The sequence below is a fragment of the Microbulbifer sp. CAU 1566 genome (genome assembly GCF_023156515.1).
In the GTDB taxonomy this organism is placed as follows: domain Bacteria; phylum Pseudomonadota; class Gammaproteobacteria; order Pseudomonadales; family Cellvibrionaceae; genus Microbulbifer.
Map to the genome: position 1 here is coordinate 431680 of NZ_JALNMG010000001.1, position 20089 is coordinate 451768.

The 20089-nt window shown below is 58.1% G+C and carries 21 protein-coding genes and 2 tRNA genes; 3 read left to right on the plus strand and 20 right to left on the minus strand.

The annotated features are described in order from the left end of the window. Positions 1 to 81: 81 nt before the first annotated feature. Both M0G74_RS01910 and M0G74_RS01915 read right to left on the minus strand, forming a co-directional pair. Entirely contained in the window at positions 82 to 1194 is a 1113-nt protein-coding gene (locus M0G74_RS01910) for an AI-2E family transporter (protein WP_160152711.1), read from the minus strand. Between the two features lie 73 nt (positions 1195 to 1267). Beyond that, positions 1268 to 1549, minus strand: a complete 282-nt coding sequence (locus M0G74_RS01915) for a sulfurtransferase TusA family protein (protein ID WP_248213712.1) — start codon at positions 1547 to 1549, stop codon at positions 1268 to 1270. Between the two features lie 167 nt (positions 1550 to 1716). Here M0G74_RS01915 and M0G74_RS01920 point away from each other — a divergent pair, with 167 nt between their 5' ends. Then, complete coding sequence (locus M0G74_RS01920) at positions 1717 to 3243, plus strand: M48 family metalloprotease (RefSeq protein ID WP_248213714.1); 1527 nt, start codon at positions 1717 to 1719, stop codon at positions 3241 to 3243. Positions 3244 to 3474: 231 nt separating this feature from the next. On the opposite strand, the gene nadA is transcribed toward M0G74_RS01920, so the two are convergent. The 18 genes from nadA to M0G74_RS02010 all read right to left on the minus strand — a co-directional run bounded on the left by nadA (position 3475) and on the right by M0G74_RS02010 (position 17440). After that, the gene (nadA, locus tag M0G74_RS01925; protein WP_248213716.1) at positions 3475 to 4563 is read right to left on the minus strand and encodes a quinolinate synthase NadA; all 1089 of its coding nucleotides are present in this window, start codon (positions 4561 to 4563) and stop codon (positions 3475 to 3477) included. Positions 4564 to 4775: 212 nt separating this feature from the next. Continuing rightward, positions 4776 to 4851, minus strand: a tRNA-Lys gene (locus tag M0G74_RS01930). A gap of 127 nt (positions 4852 to 4978) precedes the next feature. Continuing rightward, positions 4979 to 5054: transfer RNA gene (locus tag M0G74_RS01935), tRNA-Lys, on the minus strand. A gap of 143 nt (positions 5055 to 5197) precedes the next feature. Continuing rightward, a complete protein-coding gene (gene queC, locus M0G74_RS01940; protein ID WP_160152708.1) occupies positions 5198 to 5872 on the minus strand; it encodes a 7-cyano-7-deazaguanine synthase QueC in 675 nt (224 codons plus the stop codon). Positions 5873 to 5908: 36 nt separating this feature from the next. Beyond that, positions 5909 to 6610, minus strand: a complete 702-nt coding sequence (queE, locus tag M0G74_RS01945; RefSeq protein ID WP_248213717.1) for a 7-carboxy-7-deazaguanine synthase QueE — start codon at positions 6608 to 6610, stop codon at positions 5909 to 5911. A gap of 160 nt (positions 6611 to 6770) precedes the next feature. Continuing rightward, complete coding sequence (locus M0G74_RS01950; protein WP_248213718.1) at positions 6771 to 7568, minus strand: YbgF trimerization domain-containing protein; 798 nt, start codon at positions 7566 to 7568, stop codon at positions 6771 to 6773. A 57-nt stretch (positions 7569 to 7625) separates the two neighbouring features. Beyond that, positions 7626 to 8105: an OmpA family protein gene (locus M0G74_RS01955; protein WP_160152706.1), complete on the minus strand. Its 480-nt coding sequence runs from the start codon at positions 8103 to 8105 to the stop codon at positions 7626 to 7628. A gap of 138 nt (positions 8106 to 8243) precedes the next feature. Beyond that, positions 8244 to 9539 carry a Tol-Pal system beta propeller repeat protein TolB gene (tolB, locus tag M0G74_RS01960; RefSeq protein ID WP_248215287.1) on the minus strand — a complete coding sequence of 432 codons (1296 nt, stop codon included), beginning with the start codon at positions 9537 to 9539 and terminating at the stop codon, positions 8244 to 8246. Further along, entirely contained in the window at positions 9539 to 10315 is a 777-nt protein-coding gene (gene tolA, locus M0G74_RS01965; protein ID WP_160152704.1) for a cell envelope integrity protein TolA, read from the minus strand. The genes tolB and tolA overlap by 1 nt, the downstream gene beginning before the upstream one ends. A gap of 19 nt (positions 10316 to 10334) precedes the next feature. Then, complete coding sequence (gene tolR / locus M0G74_RS01970; RefSeq protein WP_160152703.1) at positions 10335 to 10766, minus strand: protein TolR; 432 nt, start codon at positions 10764 to 10766, stop codon at positions 10335 to 10337. Positions 10767 to 10801: 35 nt separating this feature from the next. After that, on the minus strand, positions 10802 to 11491 hold the full coding sequence (gene tolQ / locus M0G74_RS01975) for a protein TolQ (RefSeq protein ID WP_248213719.1): 690 nt from the start codon (positions 11489 to 11491) through the stop codon (positions 10802 to 10804). 1 nt (position 11492) lies between these two features. Further along, entirely contained in the window at positions 11493 to 11900 is a 408-nt protein-coding gene (ybgC, locus tag M0G74_RS01980; protein WP_160152701.1) for a tol-pal system-associated acyl-CoA thioesterase, read from the minus strand. Positions 11901 to 12107: 207 nt separating this feature from the next. Beyond that, positions 12108 to 13127 carry a Holliday junction branch migration DNA helicase RuvB gene (gene ruvB, locus M0G74_RS01985; RefSeq protein ID WP_248213726.1) on the minus strand — a complete coding sequence of 340 codons (1020 nt, stop codon included), beginning with the start codon at positions 13125 to 13127 and terminating at the stop codon, positions 12108 to 12110. Positions 13128 to 13145: 18 nt separating this feature from the next. Beyond that, on the minus strand, positions 13146 to 13757 hold the full coding sequence (ruvA, locus tag M0G74_RS01990) for a Holliday junction branch migration protein RuvA (protein ID WP_160152699.1): 612 nt from the start codon (positions 13755 to 13757) through the stop codon (positions 13146 to 13148). A 53-nt stretch (positions 13758 to 13810) separates the two neighbouring features. Further along, positions 13811 to 14341: a crossover junction endodeoxyribonuclease RuvC gene (ruvC, locus tag M0G74_RS01995; protein ID WP_160152698.1), complete on the minus strand. Its 531-nt coding sequence runs from the start codon at positions 14339 to 14341 to the stop codon at positions 13811 to 13813. Positions 14342 to 14510: 169 nt separating this feature from the next. After that, positions 14511 to 15254, minus strand: a complete 744-nt coding sequence (locus tag M0G74_RS02000) for a YebC/PmpR family DNA-binding transcriptional regulator (protein ID WP_248213727.1) — start codon at positions 15252 to 15254, stop codon at positions 14511 to 14513. A 100-nt stretch (positions 15255 to 15354) separates the two neighbouring features. Beyond that, complete coding sequence (gene aspS, locus M0G74_RS02005) at positions 15355 to 17133, minus strand: aspartate--tRNA ligase (RefSeq protein WP_248213729.1); 1779 nt, start codon at positions 17131 to 17133, stop codon at positions 15355 to 15357. A 49-nt stretch (positions 17134 to 17182) separates the two neighbouring features. Continuing rightward, positions 17183 to 17440: a zinc ribbon domain-containing protein gene (locus M0G74_RS02010; protein ID WP_248213730.1), complete on the minus strand. Its 258-nt coding sequence runs from the start codon at positions 17438 to 17440 to the stop codon at positions 17183 to 17185. Between the two features lie 274 nt (positions 17441 to 17714). On the opposite strand from M0G74_RS02010, the gene M0G74_RS02015 reads away from it, so the two are divergent. Both M0G74_RS02015 and M0G74_RS02020 read left to right on the plus strand, forming a co-directional pair. Beyond that, complete coding sequence (locus M0G74_RS02015; RefSeq protein WP_160152694.1) at positions 17715 to 18140, plus strand: HU family DNA-binding protein; 426 nt, start codon at positions 17715 to 17717, stop codon at positions 18138 to 18140. A 122-nt stretch (positions 18141 to 18262) separates the two neighbouring features. Next, positions 18263 to 19993, plus strand: coding sequence for a proline--tRNA ligase (locus M0G74_RS02020; protein WP_248213732.1), 1731 nt, complete (start codon positions 18263 to 18265; stop codon positions 19991 to 19993). Positions 19994 to 20089: the final 96 nt, after the last annotated feature.

Genomic DNA, 20089 nt, shown 5'->3' on the forward strand with positions numbered 1-20089 from the left:
GGGCGGCGGCGCGACCAGAATAAAGCGCGGGATATTAGTGCCCCAGACGGGAGAATGCCACTCCCGCCGAAGCCAGGAGAATCAATTGGTTTCTTCGGCTTTTTCGGCAGCGGCCAGCAGCTCACGCTCCTGCCACGCGGCCTGGTGATCTGCCGTGGGCCAGGCGTTCATGATCGCCTTGGCAAGCGTAGCCAGCGGGATCGCGAAAAACACCCCCCAGAAGCCCCAGATACCGCCGAATACCAGCACCGCCAGAATAATTGCTACCGGGTGCAGGTTGACGGCCTCGGAGAACAGGATAGGCACCAGTACATTGCCGTCGAGCAGCTGGATAATGCCGTAGGCGAACATCAACCAGAAAAACTCGCTGCTCCAGCCCCACTGGAACAGGCCAATGGCTGCCACCGGGATGGTTACCACCGCCGCACCGATATAAGGAATCAGCACCGACAGCCCCACAGCTACGGCCAGCAACAGTGCGTAATTGACGCCCAGTAACAGGAAGGCGACATAGCTCACCACCGCCACAATGGCGATCTCGATCACCTTACCGCGCACATAATTGGCCACCTGGTCATTCATCTCGTGCCAGATCTGGCGCAGCATCGGGCGCTGCTGTGGCAGGAAGGAGGCGCACCAGTTCAACAACTTGCCGGAGTCCTTGAGGAAAAAGAACACCAGGATGGGAACAATCACCACATAGATAAGTACCGCCGCAAAGATCGGCAGGTTGGCCAGGGAGAAGGCAAACACGGTTTGCCCCAGGGTACCCAGTTCACTGCCCAGTGTGGTGAAGATTTCATCTATCTGCTGCGCGGTCACCAGCCGAGGGTACTGCTCAGGCAGTAACAACAGCAGCTCGTGGCCCTGATTGATCATATTCGGCAATTCATCAAACAGCCGTCCCGTCTGGCGCCAGATTATCGGCAGCACCACAAAAAGAAGGCCAACAATGGTGCCAACCAGCACCACGCAGGCGATGGTCACGGACAGCCAGTGCGGTACCTTCCAGGATTGGAGTCGCTGCACCATACCCTGCATCAAAAAGGCGATGACCAGCGCGGCCAGCACCGGAGCCAGTACCCCTCCCAGAGTCGCCAGCACCACCATCGCTGCCAACAGCAGCAAAACCAGTAGTACCACCTCTTCCTGGCTGAAATAGCGATTTATCCAACCCCTTACAATCGCAAGCATAAATACAGATCTCTCACAGACTCTCGTCTTTTTATGGTCTCAAAACCCGCCAAACGGGCTCAATAAGCGTCGATTATTCGCCGGACACACACTGGAGCCAGTAGTGGAATTCACTGCCACGCTGCTCGGCCCGCAGCAAAGGTACACCACTCAACCTACAAAAACTGCGGATATCCCGCTGGGAGGCTGGGTCGGTGGCCAACAGGTGCAGTAGCTGCCCCACGGCCAGCTGCTTTATCCCCCGGCGCATGGCCAGTAAAGGCTGCGGGCAGGGAAGGCCACGGGCATCTACCCTGTATGCGGAGTCCCACGGGTATTCCCGGGTGGCGGTGGCCGAACTATCTGATTTGGTCATAAAAGTGCGGTAAAGAACCGTTAATGCCGCGAATTATAACGGCGCCCCCCGGTCTATGGGTCATTGAAGTAGAACCTTTTGCCCTGGAGCTGATCAAAACCTCGACAGTTTCACAGGGTTACGTATAGTGTTAGCCGTAGGCAAACCCGGCAGGCGCAGTAAACAATATGACCGAGATCCCTTCCAAGTTCAGGCAACCCACGCAGGCGAGTGGCGGCCCCCTGAAGCGCTACTGGCAGCGGCTGTGCAATGCCGCGACAGGTATTGGCGCCGGCCTCCTGCTGGGCGCCAGCCCCCTGATAGCAACCGCACAAGACGACCACCATATCCAGCTTCCGCAGCTTGGCGACACCAGCAGCGGCCTGGTGTCCCGGGCAAGGGAAAATGAACTGGGCGAAATGTGGCTGCGCATGTTCCGCAGCCAGGTGCGCACCTCCAGCGATGCGCTGCTGCAGCAATATGTAGAGAACTCCCTCAAGTCCCTTGCCGAATACAGCCCCCTGGAAGACAAGCAACTGGATGTGGTGGTGGTCAAAAACGACACCATGAACGCCTTTGCGGTACCCGGTGGCGTGGTGGGCGTGCACACGGGTTTGTTCCTGTTTGCCGAAAATGAAGACCAGTTTTCCTCGGTACTGGCGCACGAACTCGCGCACCTTAGCCAGCGCCACTACGCCCGCTCGCTGGAAGCCCAGCGCAACAGCACCCTGCCCACCCTGGCCGGCATGCTCGGCGCCCTGGTGCTTGCCGCCACCGCCGGCGGCGACGCCGGCATCGCCGCCATGACGGCCACTCAGGCGGCCGCCCTCGACAACCAGCTGCGCTTCTCCCGCCAGAACGAGCAGGAAGCCGACCGCGTTGGCATTGAGACCCTGGCCAAGGCCGGTATGGACCCCCAGGCTGCCGGCGAAATGTTCGAACAGATGCTGAAAGCCACCCGCTACTACCGTCGCCCGCCGGAGTTTCTGCTCACTCACCCGGTTACCGAAAAACGGATCGCCGACGCCAAGCTGCGCGCGAATCGCATGGAGAAGATCCCCCTGCGCGACAGCCGCGAATACCACCTGATGCGCGCCCGCATCCGGGTCAACGCCGAAGCCACCCCGCAGCAGGCAGTAAAGCGCTTCCAGGCGGAGCTGCGCGGCGTTAACGACAATGAAGATGCGGCTCGCTACGGCCTGGCACTGGCCCAGACCGCGGCAGGCAAACCAGATACTGCGCTGGAGACGCTACAACCACTACTGGACAGGGAGCCGGACAAAGACGCCTTCGTGCTGGCGCGCGCCGATGTCGATCTCTCGCGCCACGATTACACCAGCGCCACCAAACGCCTGCAGCAGGCGGTGGATAAAAACCCGAAAAACCACGCCCTGATCATGGGGCTGGCCAACGCGCATTTTAAAGCCGGCAATTATCTGGCGGCAGAGCGGATCCTGAAGAAACACAGCCGCGTGCGCCGCAAAGACCCGGCAGTCTGGTACTTGCTGGCGGAGACCCACGGCCTCGCCGGTGACATCGTCGGCGTGCACGAAGCCCGCGCCGAGTACTACATTTTGAACGGTGTTTTCGACAAGGCCCTGCAACACCTGCGTCACGGTGTGCGCCTGGCACAGAACGACTACCAGACCCACGCGATTCTGGAACAGCGCATGAAAGATGTGATCAAGATGCAGGAGAAGGCGAAGGAGCTTTAATCCTTCTTAGCTTGATATGGTTTTAAAGCTGGAGCGGTGGCAGTAAAGCACCGGGCATCCGTTTTCGAAACCGGGCTAGGCGCCCCCCTTCAATACATCCCTGTACGCTGCGTCGGCGACGTCCATGTCGCCGACGCTTTCGAAAACGGATTCCCGCCACTTTACCTTCAATTCAAAAGCATGCGCTTCGGACTTCAGTAGCCAAGTATGGTTCTACTGAATTGAACTTAGTCAGTCCAATGGCTTGCGGAAATCCAGCATCCGCTGCAATGGCATCATGGCCCGCTTGCCCAATTCGGGGTCCACAAGGATTTCATTGTCACCGCGCTCCAGTACCCCGCACAGATTCTCCAGGGAGTTCATCGCCATCCAGGGGCAATTGGCACAGCTGCGACAGGTTGCCCCTGAACCCGCGGTAGGGGCAATGATCAGCTCTTTGTCCGGGCACTGCTGCTGCATTTTGTAGAAAATGCCTTGGTCTGTTGCCACGATAAACTGCTTGTTGGGGCGGGTTTTCGCAGCATTGATGATCTGCGAAGTAGAGCCCACCACATCGGCCAACTCGACCACCGCAGCAGGGGATTCAGGGTGCACCAGCACCAGCGCCTCCGGGTAGAGCGCCTTCAGATCCGCTACCCCTTTCGCCTTGAACTCCTCGTGCACAATGCAGGCGCCATCCCACAACAGTACGTCTGCGCCGGTCTGTTTCTGTACATAACTGCCCAGATGCTTATCCGGTGCCCACAGGATTTTTTCGCCCTGCTCATCCAGGTAATCCACCACATCCAACGCAATACTGGAGGTCACCACCCAATCCGCGCGGGCTTTGACGGCAGCGGAGGTATTGGCATAAACCACGACAGTGCGGTCCGGGTGCTGATCGCAGAATACGGAAAACTCGTCAATGGGACAGCCGAGATCCAGGGAGCAGGTCGCCTCCAGGGTCGGCATCAACACCCGCTTGTGCGGCGTGAGAATTTTGGCGGTTTCCCCCATGAATTTCACACCGGCCACGATCAAGGTATCGGCCTGGTGCTGGGCGCCGAAGCGGGCCATTTCCAGCGAGTCGGAAACACAACCACCGGTCTCTTCCGCCAACTGCTGGATAAGCGGGTCGGTATAGTAGTGCGCAACCAGAACCGCATTCTGCTCTTTCAGCAGGCGCTTGATGCGCTCGCGCCAGAGATTCAGCTCGTCTTCGCTGTACTGGTGCACACCCGGATGCGCCAGGTGATCCTGTACAAAATCCCTGGCGTCAATTGGATTGGACGCATTATCGGTGGTTGCACTGCTGGCAATTTTTTCGCTGCTGTCTGTCATGGGTCTCTGATACTGCCGGGAAAAGCCGGCATTATACCGGTCTGTGAGAATTTCGCTGACCTTCAGCCCGAACAAGTTTAAGGTCGCGACAGGACCGAAACGATCCGGAAAATCGCCACGACATCGGACTGATAGGCTAAAAGCATTTTCAGAGGGAAAGGTTTTGGAGGGATATTTTTCAGGAAGTGCTTTTGAGTTGAGTTTTAAGGAAATGGTGGGTCGTGCTGGATTCGAACCAGCGACCAATTGGTTAAAAGCCAACTGCTCTACCAACTGAGCTAACGACCCTTAAAAACATCTGCAAGCCAGCAGGCTGCAAATGAAAACTCATTGTATAACCCGACTTGCGGCGAGTTTTCTAGTATATCGGCTCGGCGGATTGGAAGCGCCGGAAGGCCGATATCGGGAGGAAAGATGGTGGGTCGTGCTGGATTCGAACCAGCGACCAATTGGTTAAAAGCCAACTGCTCTACCAACTGAGCTAACGACCCTTAATTCCCCTCGATGTGAGGAGCTGCGTATCTTACGGATCTAATCCGAAAACACAAGACCTGGTTACAAAAAAATTTCTAACAAATTTAAGGGCTTACAAGCGGCTTTCCTCCACCGGGATAACCGCAAAATCCGCTGGAATTCAGGCGTAAACCGTGGGGTCTTCGAGCCCCGCCTCGGCGAACCCGGCTGCGCGCAGACGGCAGCTGTCACAGCGACCACAAGCCGCACCGCTGGTTTCCGCCTGGTAACAGCTGACGGTCAGACTGTAGTCCACCCCAAGCGCGGTGCCCCGCTTGACGATATCTGCCTTGCTCATCTTCATCAGCGGCGCGTGAATCGTCAGTTTGTTGCCTTCTACCCCGGCGCGAGTGGCCAGGTTGGCCATTTTCTCGAAGGCATCAATGTACTCTGGCCGACAATCCGGGTAACCAGAGTAGTCAACGGCGTTCACACCCACAAAAATATCCTGTGCACCGAGCACTTCCGCCCAGCCCAGGGCAATAGACAGGAAAACCGTGTTGCGCGCGGGCACGTAGGTTACCGGGATTCCGCTGGTTTCCTCTTCCGGCACATCAATGGTGTCATCGGTCAGCGCCGAGCCTCCAATGACCCGAAGGTCAAGCTTCACCACCTTGTGCTCAAGCGCCTCCAGGTCTGCTGCGACCCGCTGCGCCGCCATCAGCTCGGCGCTGTGACGCTGCCCGTAATCGAACCCCAGGGCGTAGCACTGGTAGCCTTCCGCACGGGCCATCGCCAATACCGTGGCGGAATCCAAACCGCCGGAGAGCAATACGACTGCTTTCTTGTCACTCATAATCCAATCCGAATTCACTTGTTCGCTATTGCAGCGTCAGACGCCGGGAATATCTCCCCACAGTAATTTGTGCATTTGCATTTGCATGCGCACGGGCAGGCCGTCTTCCAGTATCCACTCGGCGAGCTGGCGCGGTGCCAGCTGTTCGTAGCTTGGGGAAAAAAGCACTTCCCCCACCCGCTCAGCCAGGCGGTACTGGTCCAGGGTAAACCTGGCCCAGTCGTAGTCGCCTCGATCGCAGATCACAAACTTTACCTGGTCGTGGGCGGTCAGCAGCGGGATATTCTCCATGCGGTTGCGCCCCTGCTCACCGGAGGCAGGTGTTTTCAAATCGACAACTCGCGACACCCGCTCGTCTACCGCATCCACTGGCATGGCGCCACTGGTTTCCAGGGAGACCTGATACCCCGCATCACACAGGGCCTTTAACAGAGGAATACAATTCGGCTGCGCCAGAGGCTCACCACCTGTGACACACACATGGCGGGCCGGGTAACTCTGTACTTTCTGCAAAATTTCAGCCAGCGTCATACGCTCGCCGCCATAGAAGGCGTATTCGGAATCGCAGTAAGTACAGCGCAACGGACAGCCGGTCAGGCGCACAAAAACAGTCGGCAAGCCCGAGTCGCGGGCTTCCCCCTGCAGCGAATAAAACAGTTCACTGATGCGAAGCGACTCTTTGGTCAGGTCGCTCGAGGTCAGATCGACTGCCTTGATGTTGAGTTCGGTCTCGGACATGGTTCGCCGTAAATCTCGCTACCCGCGCCACCCGCAGGAGTGGCACATATAAAAACGCCCGGGTGGCAACAACCACCCGGGCGCGGGATCATAGAGTTTTTTTGATCACAAAACCAGCACCGCCCCTCTCCTGCACCAGAAGAGCAGGCGGAGCAGCGTGTTACGGAAGGTTTTCCTTCAGGTATTCCTTCGCCAGGCGGGAAGCACGTGCATCACTCGCTGCCACCTGCTCCAACAACTCTTTTGCCTTGGCGTTGTCACCCAACTGGTGATAAACGGTGCCGAGCTTGTAGCGACCATCCCAGACTTTACTGGAGTTGGGGTAGCCATCCAGCAGCGCAACAAACCAGGTGCGTGCCTCTTCTACCTGTCCCTGCACCAGGGCAATCTCGCCCAACCAGTAATTGGCATTGGGGGCGTACTGTCCATTGGGGAAGTCATCCAGCAGGCTTTTCAGGCCTTTGCTGGCGGCACTGTAATCACCTTTGCGGGCCAGGCCGATACTGTCGCTGTAGCGGTTTTGCTCATCCTGGGTGCTTTTCTGGCCTCCCGGAGCTGTGCCGCCGGTGTTTGCCACCGGATCGGAAGCGCTGCCGTTAGCACCATTTGACGCCTCGCCATCGGGAGCACCGGAAGACGGCGCCTCACCGGAAATGCGCGCGATACGCCGATCCAGGTCCATGTAGTCCTCGGTGCGCTGCTGGCGCAACCGCTTGACCTCATGTTTTAACTCTTCCACTGCACCCCGCAATTCCTGCACTTCCTGCTGCAATACCTGCATTTGGTAATAGGCTTCCGCTTGCGGATTTGCCTGCAAGCGACTGGCAGAGGTGTCGGTGCGACTGGCGAGCTGAGGATAGCTCGGGGGTGGAGGGGTTGCAGAGCCTCGATTGACCGAGCTGCCATCAGACAGGTCCACAATCGGAGCTTGCGCGAATACGGGCGAAACCGCAGCCATAAAGGCTGCGGTTACCGCGATACTTCTAATCAGAAATGTCGATTGCATGCTTCTAGATTAGTTGATAACCACGCGACGGTTCATAGCACGGGCGCTCTCGCTGGAGCCGTTCTGAGCCGGGCGCTCTTCACCGTAGCTGATCACTTCCAGGTTGGCAGCGTTTACACCTTGCAGCACCAGGAAGTCGCGAACCGCGTTGGCGCGACGCTCACCCAGAGCCAGGTTGTATTCACGAGTACCCAGTTCGTCAGCGTGACCTTCCAGACGTACAGTGCCGGTAGAAGCGCGCATACGGTCAGCGTGCTTGATCAGCAGCTCACGGTTAGAAGGCTTCAGCAGGCTCTGGTCGAAGTCGAAGTACACGACGTTATCCAAAGGAACGGCTACTTCCTGCGCCGGAGTCTCTTCAACTACCGGAGGAGGGGTTTGGTCGAACTGATTAGCGTTAGCGCTATCGTCGGTATCGGTGCTGGAACAACCAGCCATTACTGCCAGTACGCAAGCCAGGCCCAAGCCGGTTTTTACTGATTTGAACATAAACAACTCCGCTTTAGTGTTATCGAAAAATCCTGTAAGACATCATTCAAACCCAAGATTTTACCTTGGTTCGACTTCTTCTTATTTGCTTGATCTCACACCTGCCGCAAACTCATAAGGAATACGGCCAGTACTGCATCAATCAAAGTAAGGCGACCACGCCGGCTCGCGGACATCTCCCTGCTGCGAAGGCAGGCTGTATTTCACCCCGGCATCCAGCGACACCGCAGCTAGAATACCCTTGCTCCCCCGCTTGGTGGCGTACATCAGCATCGCGCCATTGGGCGCAATGCTTGGGGATTCGTCCAGGCGCGTCTCCGTAAGAACACGCATTCTACCGGAAACGATATCCATCGTAGCGATGGTAAATACCCCCCTGCTACGATGCACCATTACCAGCGTTTTGCCATCGGGGGAAACCCGCGGACGCGCGTTGTAGTCGCCGTCGAAGGTTAAGCGGTCTACTTGACCCGTGGCAAGAGTCAATTGGTAAATTTGTGGCTTACCTCCCCTATCCGAAGTGAAAACCAACGATTTACCGTCAGGCATCCAGTTGGGCTCAGTATCGATCGAGAAGTGGCGGGTCATACGGGTGAATTTGCCGGTAGGCAGGTCAAGGACATAGATCTCAGGATTGCCATCTTTCGACAGCACCATGGCCAGCTTGGAACCGTCCGGGGACCAGGTCGGGGAGCTGTTCAGGCCCTTGAAATTGGTCAGCTGCTGGCGTGCACCGGACCGAATATTCTCCCGGAAGATCGCCGGGCGTCCGGTCTCAAAGGATACGTATGCCACTTCCTGTCCATTGGGGGACCAGCTTGGGGACATCACCGGTGCACTGAAGCGGCGCACCTGGCGCGCTCGGGCGCCGTCGATATCCGACAGCATCAGCGCGTAGCTCGGCTTACCGCCCCGTGAGGTTTCCTGCACATAGACCATCTGGGTACCGAAGGCACCGCGAATACCGGTGATGGCTTCATAGATTTCATCCGCCGCGCGGTGGGCGATATCCCGCAGCTGCTGCGGGCCACCGGTTACCTGCTTGGTGAACATTTTGCTCTGGCCGAAGATGTTGACCAAGTCAAAGCTCAGCAGGTAGCCACCCGCTTGCGGTTGCATGCGACCGGTCACCACGTACTCGGTACCCAGCACACGCCAGTCGCGGAAGCTCACCTCTTCCGGAGTTTTCGGGAAAGACAGCATGTCATCCCGGGGCACCGGCGCGAAGAGACCACTGCGGCGCAGATCCGCCGAAACGATAGCGGACACATCTTCCGACAGCACGCCGCTGCCAGACCAATCAAAAGGAACGACGGCGATGGGTGTGGGATCCTGGTTCCCATCGACAATTTCCACTACCAATTGTGCCTGGGCCGACACTGCCAGCAGGCAGCTCACCAGGGAAGCAAATAGTAGAGAGACGGTTTTTTTCATCATTGGCGCAGGCCTTCGACTCTGAATATCAGTTTGGTGGTTCGTATCTGCCGCTCGAAGAGCGACGGTTCTTCACGGGCCACATCGGCCACTTCAGGAAATACTTCTACCTTCTTGACCGCAGTTAACACGGATCTATCCACAGCGGGGTTACCGCTGCCCTTGGTAATGGTGGACGCCACTACCCGCCCGGTCGGAACAAAGTTGATCTGCACTTCCACCACCATGCCGTTGCGGGCACTGGGAGGACGGCTCCAAACCGCTTCAATACGCTGCTGGATTGCCTGCGCCACCGACATCACGGCCGCGGAATCGTCACTGGCCTCCCGCAGCTCCTCCTCGTCTTCCAGCGCCTCCTCAAAGGCACTTTTGCGTTCCTGAGCCAGTTTTTCCTTACGCTCCTGCTCTTTGCGCTCTTTTTCCTTGCGCGCCTTCTCTTCGGCCTCGCGCTTTTTCTTGGCGGCTTCAGCCTTGCGCTTCTTGTCCGCCTCTTCTTGCTTCTTGCGCTCTGCAGCGGCCTTGCGCTTTTTATCCTCAGCGGCCTGGCGCTGGCGCTCCAGCTCCTGTTGGCGGCGCTTCTCGCGCAGATCCACCTTCGGCGGCGCCTTGGGTTTGTCCGACTTGGATTCCAGCTGCACCAGCTTGGCCTGCACAAATTTTGGCATCGGCTTGAGCTCGCGCTTGTGCTCAGCCTCCCAGCCAAACGTCAGCACCGCGATCAAAAGCGCGTGCAGGGCAACACTTATAACGATAGCCGGACCGTAAGAGCCGTTCATACTTGCCTCTTACCCCGGGTCACTCTGACGGCGGCTCGGTAACCAGACCGACACTGGGTGCCCCTGCCTGCTGCAGGTGGGTCATGGCGCCAACGATCAGGCCGTATTTTGCATCCGTATCACCCCAGACCAGCACCGGGGTTTTCGGCTTCTGCCGCAGCACCTTGGATACCGTGTCTTTGATGTCTTTCAGCGGTTTGGCGACCTTTTCATCATCGCCGAGATTCAGGTAGTAGGTACCATCTGCCTTGACCGACACAATCAGCGGCTCATCATCGGTGTCCTCGATGGGCGCGGAAGGGGCGTCTGGCAGGTCTACTTTTACCCCCTGCATCAGCAGCGGCGCGGTCACCATAAAAACGATCAGCAGCACCAGCATCACATCGATGTAAGGCACGACGTTGATCTCGGAGACCAGCTTGCGCTTGGGGGCTTTGCGGAAATTGCTCATGGTTCGACTCTTTGCACAGCTTCGGTGATGACGCCTTAGCTGGCGTGCACCTTGCGGTGCAGGATGGAGGAAAACTCTTCCGCAAAAGTCTCATAGCTGGATAGCAGCCACTCAGCCTTGGCGGAATAACGGTTGTACGCCATCACCGCGGGGATCGCAGCAAACAGGCCCATGGCTGTCGCAACCAGTGCCTCGGAAATACCCGGCGCCACGGTGGCAATGGTGGCCTGATGCATCGTGGCGAGACCACGGAAGGAATTCATGATGCCCCACACAGTGCCGAAGAGGCCGATATAAGGGCTGACAGAACCGACGGTCGCCAGGAACGGCAGGTTCATTTCCACCTTTTCCTGCTCTCGGGACATGGCCACGCGCATGGCGCGCTCGGTGCCTTCCATAACGGCCGCGGGGCTGCTTTTGCCCTGCTGGCGCAGGCGGGTGAACTCGGTAAAACCGGCGCGAAACAGGGACTCGACACCGTCGATCTTGCCCTTCTCTGCCGCCGCATTACCGTCGCGGAACAACTGGTTGACATCGGCGCCAGACCAGAATTTGCGTTCAAAGTTGACCATTGAGCGCTTGGCGCGCGCCAGGTAGGTACCGCGCTGAATAATCATTACCCAGGAGATCACCGAGGCCAGCAGAAGCAGCAGCATGACCAGCTGCACCAACAGGCTGGCACTGGAAATCAGTCCCCACAGAGAAAGTTGTTCACCGGCATTCATGTTATCGACTCACTGCCTTCAAAGCTTGATAGATGGTTTCAGGTAAAGCGCAGGGTTTGCGGCTGGCGTCATCCACGCAGGCCACTTTGACCACACCCTCACAAATAATTTCATTACCGCGCCAGATTTTTTGCTCAAACGTGACTGCGGCGCGACCCAGCTTGCCTATGGCGGCACTGGCCCGCAATTGATCGTCCAGTATTGCAGACCGCCGATACTGAACCTCCGCTGAATGCACTACCAGCAACAAACCCTGCTGTGGCATCGCTGGCTTATCATAGCCGAGGGAGCGGACCAATTCTGTGCGCGCCCGCTCCATATACTTTAAATAATTGACGTAATAGACGATTCCGCCAGCGTCGGTATCTTCGATATAGACGCGAATGGGAATATTGAAAGGCTCTGACACGCACCGTCCTTAACTTGGCCGACTGCCACTGAAACGCGATTTATTTTCTTGTTTTCGGCTATTGCTCTCGGCTTTTACTTGTAAAACCGAGGCCGCCGCTGCGACACCATTGGCTCTTTATTAGCTCTTTGGGGCTACCGGCCAACACTAGCGCGGAAGCCATACAGCGACGTGAAAGGGACATGCTACAGGATGTGGTCTGGTTCGTCAGGTGCGGTCAGGCTTCGGGATACCAAAATGCTCGTAGGCCAGCGCCGTCACCACCCGGCCTCGCGGGGTGCGGGCCAGGTATCCCTGCTGAATGAGATAAGGTTCGAGGACATCTTCAATGGTGTCCCGCTCTTCACTCACCGCCGCCGCAAGGCTGTCCACCCCCACAGGGCCACCATCAAATTTCTCAATCATGGTCAGCAGTACACGGCGGTCGAGCTGGTCAAACCCGCTGGCATCGACATTCAGCATGTTCAGTGCCAGGTCCGCAGTCTCGGCACACACGTGGCCATCGCGTTTTACCTCGGCGTAGTCACGCACCCGGCGCAGTAAACGGTTGGCAATACGCGGCGTACCGCGTGCACGGCGCGCAACCTCATGCGCACCACCCTCGTCCATTTCCACCCCCATCAGGCGGGCCGAACGGGCCACGATACTGGTGAGATCTTCGACATTGTAAAACTCGAGGCGCTGGACGATTCCGAAGCGATCCCGCAACGGCGATGTCAGTAGGCCCGCGCGAGTGGTCGCACCGACAAGGGTAAAGGGCGGCAGATCCAGCTTGATCGAGCGCGCCGCGGGCCCTTCACCAATCATGATATCGAGCTGGTAATCCTCCATCGCCGGGTACAGCACCTCCTCGACGTGGGGACTGAGGCGATGAATCTCATCAATAAACAGCACATCACCGGGTTCGAGGTTGGTCATGATCGCGGCAAGGTCGCCGGCCTTTTCCAGCACAGGTCCCGAGGTGGTCTTGATCGCCACGCCCATTTCCGCAGCGATGATATTGGCCAGGGTGGTTTTGCCGAGACCAGGCGGGCCGAACACCAATGTGTGGTCCAGCGCCTCTTTGCGCAGTTTGGCCGCCTGAATAAAGATTTCCATCTGCTCGCGCACCACCGGCTGCCCGACATAGTCAGACAGTGTCTTAGGGCGCACAGCGCGGTCGTACTGCTCCTCTTGCCCACTTGGGCCAATCGGTTCAGCAGCAATCAGGCGGTCAGCTTCGATCACAGGGTCATCTCAATTCGGTTAGGCGGGCGCCATGCTCTTGAGAGCAAGGCGAATCAGGGTGGCGCTGTCGGCGTCCGGTGCATCTTTCGCGGCACGGGCGACCATCTTGCTGGCGTCGGTGGGCTTATACCCCAGCGCGGCCAGGGCGCTCTCTGCCTCGCCAGCGTGATCCACCTTCGGCTCAGCATTGGCGGCCATCAACGGAATATCGCCGAGATCGCCGGTTTGCGGCGCAAGCTTGCCGCGCAACTCAATGATCAGGCGCTCAGCGGTTTTCTTGCCGACCCCAGGCACTTTTACCAGCGCGCCCACATTGTCATCTGCCACGCAGCGAGCCAGCGCCGCACCATCGAGCCCGGACAGGATCGCCAGAGCCATCTTGGGGCCGACGCCATTGACCTTGATCAAGGTGCGAAACAACTGACGGTCGGATTCACGAATAAAACCAAACAGTTGTTGCGATGTTTCCGATACCGCCAGGTGCGTGTGCAGCTGCACGCTGCCGCCCAACTGGGGCAACTCGAAAATGGTGGTCATGGGAGCCAGCACTTCGTAGCCCACCCCCTGGACATCGACCAGTAACTGAGGGGGCTGCACGGCGGCCAGAATGCCGCTGAGTCTTCCTATCATTTTGCTTCCAGTTTCAATTATTTCTCAGGGCCAAAGCTCTACAACCCAGGCCACTAAATCACACTCAGGCGCCCGCGACGGAAACGCGCCCGGCTCCCCGTTGAGGACTGAATCAGGGTCTGCATGGTATGCATGTGGCAAAGTGCCACCGCGAGGGCATCCGCCGCATCCTCCTGGGGAGAAGCCGGCAGCTTCAACAAGGTCTTGACCATGTGCTGCACCTGCAGTTTGTCGGCCCCGCCGTTACCCACCACCGCCTGCTTGACCTTGCGCGCCTCGTACTCCGCTACCGACAGGTCTGCGTGGGTGGCGGCGACTATGGCAGCCCCCCTCGCCTGCCCCAGCTTGAGTGCGGAGCCTGCGCTCTTGGACATGAAGACATTCTCGATGGCCATCTGCTGTGGCTGGTACTGCTGGGCAATCTGGCTGACCGCGTCAAAAATGAGCTTGAGACGCTCCGGCAAGGGGCCGTCGGGCAGTCGGATGACACCGCTGGCCACATAACGGGCCTGGGATCGATCTACATCGATCAGACCATAACCGGTCTTGCGTGAGCCGGGATCGATCCCCAGAATTCGAGTCACGGCCTTCAACCCCTGTACATTTATACAATTAATGCGGGAAGTGTCCCAAGCTGCTGCCGGGGCGTCAAGGCCGGTATCACTGCCGCGCGCCCTTTGAATACCGACAGATACAAAAATGCCCCGACGGGCGGGGCATTCGAAGCGAGAGAGCAATGACAGCACGGCGAGATCAAGCGAGCTCGGCCATCACCTCTTCCGGGATATCCGCGTTGGTATATACATTCTGCACATCGTCCAGGTCTTCCAGCATATCCACCAGCGCCAGCACCTTTTCAGCACCTTCTTTGTCCAGTGGAATCGTGGTGGAGGGAATCATCGCAATGTCGGCATTGTCCGGCTTGAAACCGGCAGTGGTCAGCGCATCTTTTACCGACATGTAATCGGTAAACTCGGTGGTAACCTCGATGCTGCCGTCGTCGTTGGTCTCAATGTCCTCGGCGCCCGCTTCCAGCGCGGCTTCCATCAGCGCATCTTCACTGGCACCCGGCTCGTAATACATCTGGCCTTTGCGGGAGAACAGGTAAGCCACGGAACCGTCGGTACCCAGGTTGCCACCGCGCTTGGTAAACGCGTGACGCACATCGGCTACCGTGCGGTTGCGGTTGTCGGTCAGACACTCAACCAGAACCGCAACACCGCCGACACCGTAACCTTCATAGGTTACCGCTTCGTAGTTATCACCATCCGCATTGCCCGCCCCGCGGGCAATGGCTTTATCGATGGTGTCGCGCTTCATGTTCGCGCCCAGCGCCTTGTCGATGGTAGTGCGCAGTGTGGGATTGTCATCGGGGTTAGCGCCGCCCTTGGCCGCGACGGTCAACTCGCGAATGATCTTGGTGAAAACCTTACCCCGTTTGGCATCCTGCGCCGCTTTGCGGTGCTTGATATTGGCCCATTTACTGTGTCCCGCCATCGATATCTCTCCGGTGATTCTCCATTAGTATGGCTAACTGGCGTTTCGAACCACCCCGGCCAGCGCCGGAGTGGTACAACCGAAAGCTTAGCCCTATCTATTAACCTACCTGCTCTTCCTTCTGGCGCAGGCGAATACTCAGTTCGCGCAGCTGCTTGGCGTCCACCGCTCCCGGGGCATCGGTCATGACACAGGCCGCGCTCTGGGTTTTCGGGAAGGCGATGACATCGCGAATGGAGTCGCTGCCGGTCATCAACATTACCAGTCGGTCGAGGCCGAAGGCCAGGCCACCATGGGGCGGCGCACCGTACTTCAACGCATCCAGCAGGAAGCCGAACTTTTCGCGCTGCTCATCAGCGTCAATGCCGAGGGCGCGGAATACCGTCTGCTGCATTTCCTGATTGTGGATACGGATGGAACCGCCACCCAGTTCGGTACCGTTCAGCACCATATCGTAGGCGCGCGACAGCGCTTCCAGCGGGCTCTTCTCCAGTTCTTCTGCGGAACAGGAAGGTGCCGTGAACGGGTGGTGCAGCGCGGTAACGCTGCCATCATCGTTCTCTTCGAACATCGGGAAGTCCACCACCCACAGCGGCGCCCACTCGGACACGTACAGGTTGAGGTCTTCACCCAGCTTGCAGCGCAGCGCGCCCAGGGCTTCAGTTACTACTTTAGCGGAGTCCGCGCCGAAGAAAATCAGGTCGCCGTTTTCGGCGTGCAAGCGATCCAAAATCGCCCCGCGCACTTCGTTCGGCAGGAATTTGACGATCGGAGACTGCAGGCCATTCTCCAGATCCGCCCGGTCGTTCACCTTGATATAAGCGAGTCCTTTGGCGCCGTAGATGGAAACGTACTTGGTGTAGTCGTCGATCTGCTTGCGGGTCAGCTTGTCGTTGCCGCCAGGCACTTTCAGCGCGGTCACGCGGCCTTTGGGGTCGTTGGCCGGGCCGGAGAACACCTTGAACTCCACTTCGGTCATCAGATCCTTGATGTCCACCAGCTCCAGCGGGATACGCAGGTCCGGTTTGTCGGAGCCGAACTTGGCGATCGCTTCACTGAACGGCATGCGCGGGAACTCGCCCAGGTCCACACCTTTCAGCTCTTTGAACAGCTTGCGAATCATGTTCTCGGTGATGGACATGATGGCGTTTTCATCGAGGAAGGCAGTCTCGATGTCGATCTGGGTGAATTCCGGCTGGCGGTCTGCGCGCAGGTCTTCGTCGCGGAAGCACTTGGCAATCTGGTAGTAACGATCAAAGCCGGACACCATCAACAGCTGCTTGAACAACTGCGGGGATTGCGGCAGCGCGAAGAACTTGCCCGCGTGGGTACGGCTCGGCACCAGATAGTCACGGGCACCTTCCGGGGTGGCGCGGGTCAGGATCGGGGTTTCAATATCGAGAAAGCCCTCGCCGTCCAGATAGTTGCGGATGGCATTGGTAATCTGGGAGCGGAAACGCAGGTTGCGCTGCATCTCGTTACGGCGCAGGTCCAGGTAGCGGTACTTCAGGCGCACGTCTTCGCCCACAGCGGTGTGCTCGTCCAGCTGGAAGGGGGGCGTCTCGGCGCCGTTCAGGATCTCCAGCTGCAGGCCGTAAACCTCAATTTCACCGGTGGCCATATTCGGGTTTACCGCTTCCGGGGCACGTGCACGCACGCGACCGGTGACCTTCAGCACATACTCGCTGCGAACTCTGTCAGCCAGGGCAAAGTGCTCTGCTGCGTCCGGGTCAAAGACCACCTGGGCGATACCATCACGGTCGCGCAGATCGATGAAGATGACTCCACCGTGATCGCGGCGGCGGTCTACCCAGCCACACAGGGTTACTTCGCGGTCAATATCGGCGGATCGCAGGGCGCCACAGTAGTCGGTGCGCATGGAGTCTTATTCCCTTAGTTGTAAACGCAGTAGTCGTGTATCCAGCTACTCAGCTGGCTTTGGATTCGGAGCCGCCAGACTTGCTGGCAGGCTTGGCAGCATCACCGGCGAGGTTTTTCTTGCTGCCGGTCTTGAAATCGGTTTCGTACCAGCCGCCGCCCTTGAGGCGGAATCCGGCTGCACTGATCTTTTTGCTCAGTTCCGCTTTGTCACAGGCGGGGCAGTCTGTCAGCGGAGCATCGCTCATACGCTGCAGGGCTTCCATCTGGTGGCCACAGGCCTTGCACTGGTATTCGTAGATAGGCATCTCGGTACCCGGATCTCACTGAATATAAAGGGGCGCAGATTATACATGAGCACCCGCGAGGGAAGAAGAACGCTGTTTTTGTGGGCACCCGGTGCTCAAATAGGCCGCAGACGGGGGTATTTGGGTGTCGCATTTCGACCAAAACCCTAAAAAAAAGCACTTTTTTTCCGTTTTTACCCCGTGCGCCCCGAGAAAAACTGGATATACTTCAGCTCAGTACCGAGTACTACACACTTTCACTGGAAAAACACTTATATATAGAAGGAAGCTAACGATGGCCGCAAAGAAAGCCGCAGCTAAGAAAGCACCCGCCAAGAAAACTGCAGCCAAGAAGGCTCCAGCCAAGAAAGCAGCAGCCAAGGCCGCTCCGGCCAAGAAAGTGACTGCGATCAAAGACAAGTACACCAAAACCCAGATCCTGAACCAGATCGCCGAGAAAACCGAGCTGTCCCGCAAGCAGGTACAGTCTGTTCTGGACGAGCTGACCGACGTGATCGAAGGCCACGTGAAGAAGCGCGCTGTGGGCGAATTCGCTCTGCCGGGCCTGCTGAAGATCACTACCGTGAAGAAGCCGGCCAAAAAAGCACGCAAGGGCATCAACCCCTTCACTGGCGAAGAGACCATGTTCAAGGCCAAGCCTGCGAGCATCCAGGTAAAAATTCGCCCGCTGAAGAAGCTGAAGGAAATGGCCGAGTCCTGAGTCTCGCCGCTTTCAGCCACGAAAACCCCGCTTTTGCGGGGTTTTCTGTTTGTGGGCGTCCGGCGTAGAATGGCCGCCCTCTTGTTTATTACCTCAATTCACAGACAGAAAAAGAAAGCCCTATGCGCGCATCCCGCTATCTGATCGCCACCCAGAAAGAAACTCCCAATGACGCAGTGGTCATTAGCCACCAGCTGATGCTGCGTGCCGGCATGATTCGCCGCCTGGCATCCGGCCTCTACACCTGGCTGCCCACCGGCCTGCGGGTACTGCGCAAGGTCGAGTCGATTGTGCGCGAAGAAATGAACCGCGCTGGCGCATTAGAGGTGCTGATGCCGGTGGTGCAGCCGGCGGAGCTGTGGGAAGAGTCTGGTCGCTGGCAGCAATACGGCCCGGAACTGCTGCGTATCCAGGATCGCCACGACAATCCGTTCTGCCTGGGCCCCACCCACGAGGAAGTGATCACAGATCTGATTCGCACTGAAGTAAACAGCTACAAACAGCTGCCGGCCAACTTCTACCAGATTCAGACCAAATTCCGCGATGAGATTCGCCCGCGCTTCGGCGTGATGCGCGCGCGCGAGTTCACCATGAAGGATGCTTACTCCTTCCACCTGGGCGCAGACTCCCTGCAGGAAACCTACGATGTGATGCACGGTGCCTACTGCCGCATCTTCGATCGTATCGGCCTGGATTACCGCCCGGTACTGGCAGACACCGGTTCTATCGGCGGCTCCCACTCTCACGAATTCCACGTGCTCGCCCAAAGCGGTGAGGACGATATCGCGTTTTCCAGCGAGAGCCGCTACGCCGCAAACGTGGAACTGGCGGAAGCGGTAGCTCCCACCGGTGAGCGTCCTGCAGCAAGCAAAGCGATGGAAGAACTGCACACCCCAGGGCAGAAAACCATCGCGGCACTGGAAGAAGCCTTTGGTATTGCTGCCAACACTTCCGTGAAAACCCTGATTGTACTGGGTGAAGTGGAAGAGGAAGGCGAAACCGCCCCGCTGGTTGCACTGGTACTGCGCGGCGACCACGACCTGAACGAACTGAAAGCGGAAAAACTGCCGGGTATTGCCAGCCCGCTGCAATTTGCCCCGGAAGCGCGTATCGCCGCCGAGCTGGGTTGTGGCATCGGCTCTCTTGGCCCCGTCGGCCTGGAAATCGAGGTGCTGGTGGATCGCGCCGCGGCGCACCTGGCGGACTTCGTCTGCGGCGCCAACAAAGACGATTACCACCTGACCGGCGTAAACTGGGAGCGCGATGTAGCGCTGAAGCGTGTGGAAGACCTGCGTAACGTAGTCCCCGGCGATGCCAGCCCGGATGGCCAGGGCACCCTGGAGATCAAACGCGGCATCGAAGTCGGCCATATCTTCCAGTTGGGCACCAAGTACAGTGAAGCGATGAATGCATCGGTACTGGATGAGAACGGCAAGGAACAGGTTATGACCATGGGCTGCTACGGTATCGGGGTTTCCCGCGTGGTAGCGGCGGCCATCGAGCAGAACCACGACGACGCCGGTATCATCTGGCCGGAAGCTATTGCTCCCTTCCAGCTGGCCATAGTGCCCATCAACATGCAGAAGAGCGAAGCCGTGCAGCAGAAATGCGAGCACATCTACGACGCCCTGACCGCCAAAGGTATCGACGTGCTGCTGATGGACGAGCCCAAGGCGCGCCTGGGCGGCATGCTCGCAGACACGGAGCTGATTGGTATTCCACACCGTATCGTGGTGGGCGACCGCGGCCTCGAGAAAGGCAATATCGAGTACAAGGGTCGCCGCGACAGTGAGAACCAGGAATTCTCCGCCGATCAGATCGTGGATATCCTGCTGGAAAAAATCGCCCACTAACAAAGTGTAACCAGCACGTATAAGTAAGCAGCAGGGTAGATCCGCATGATGCGCCTACCCTGCAACCACCCATTTTAGCGATCGGATCACTTTCCC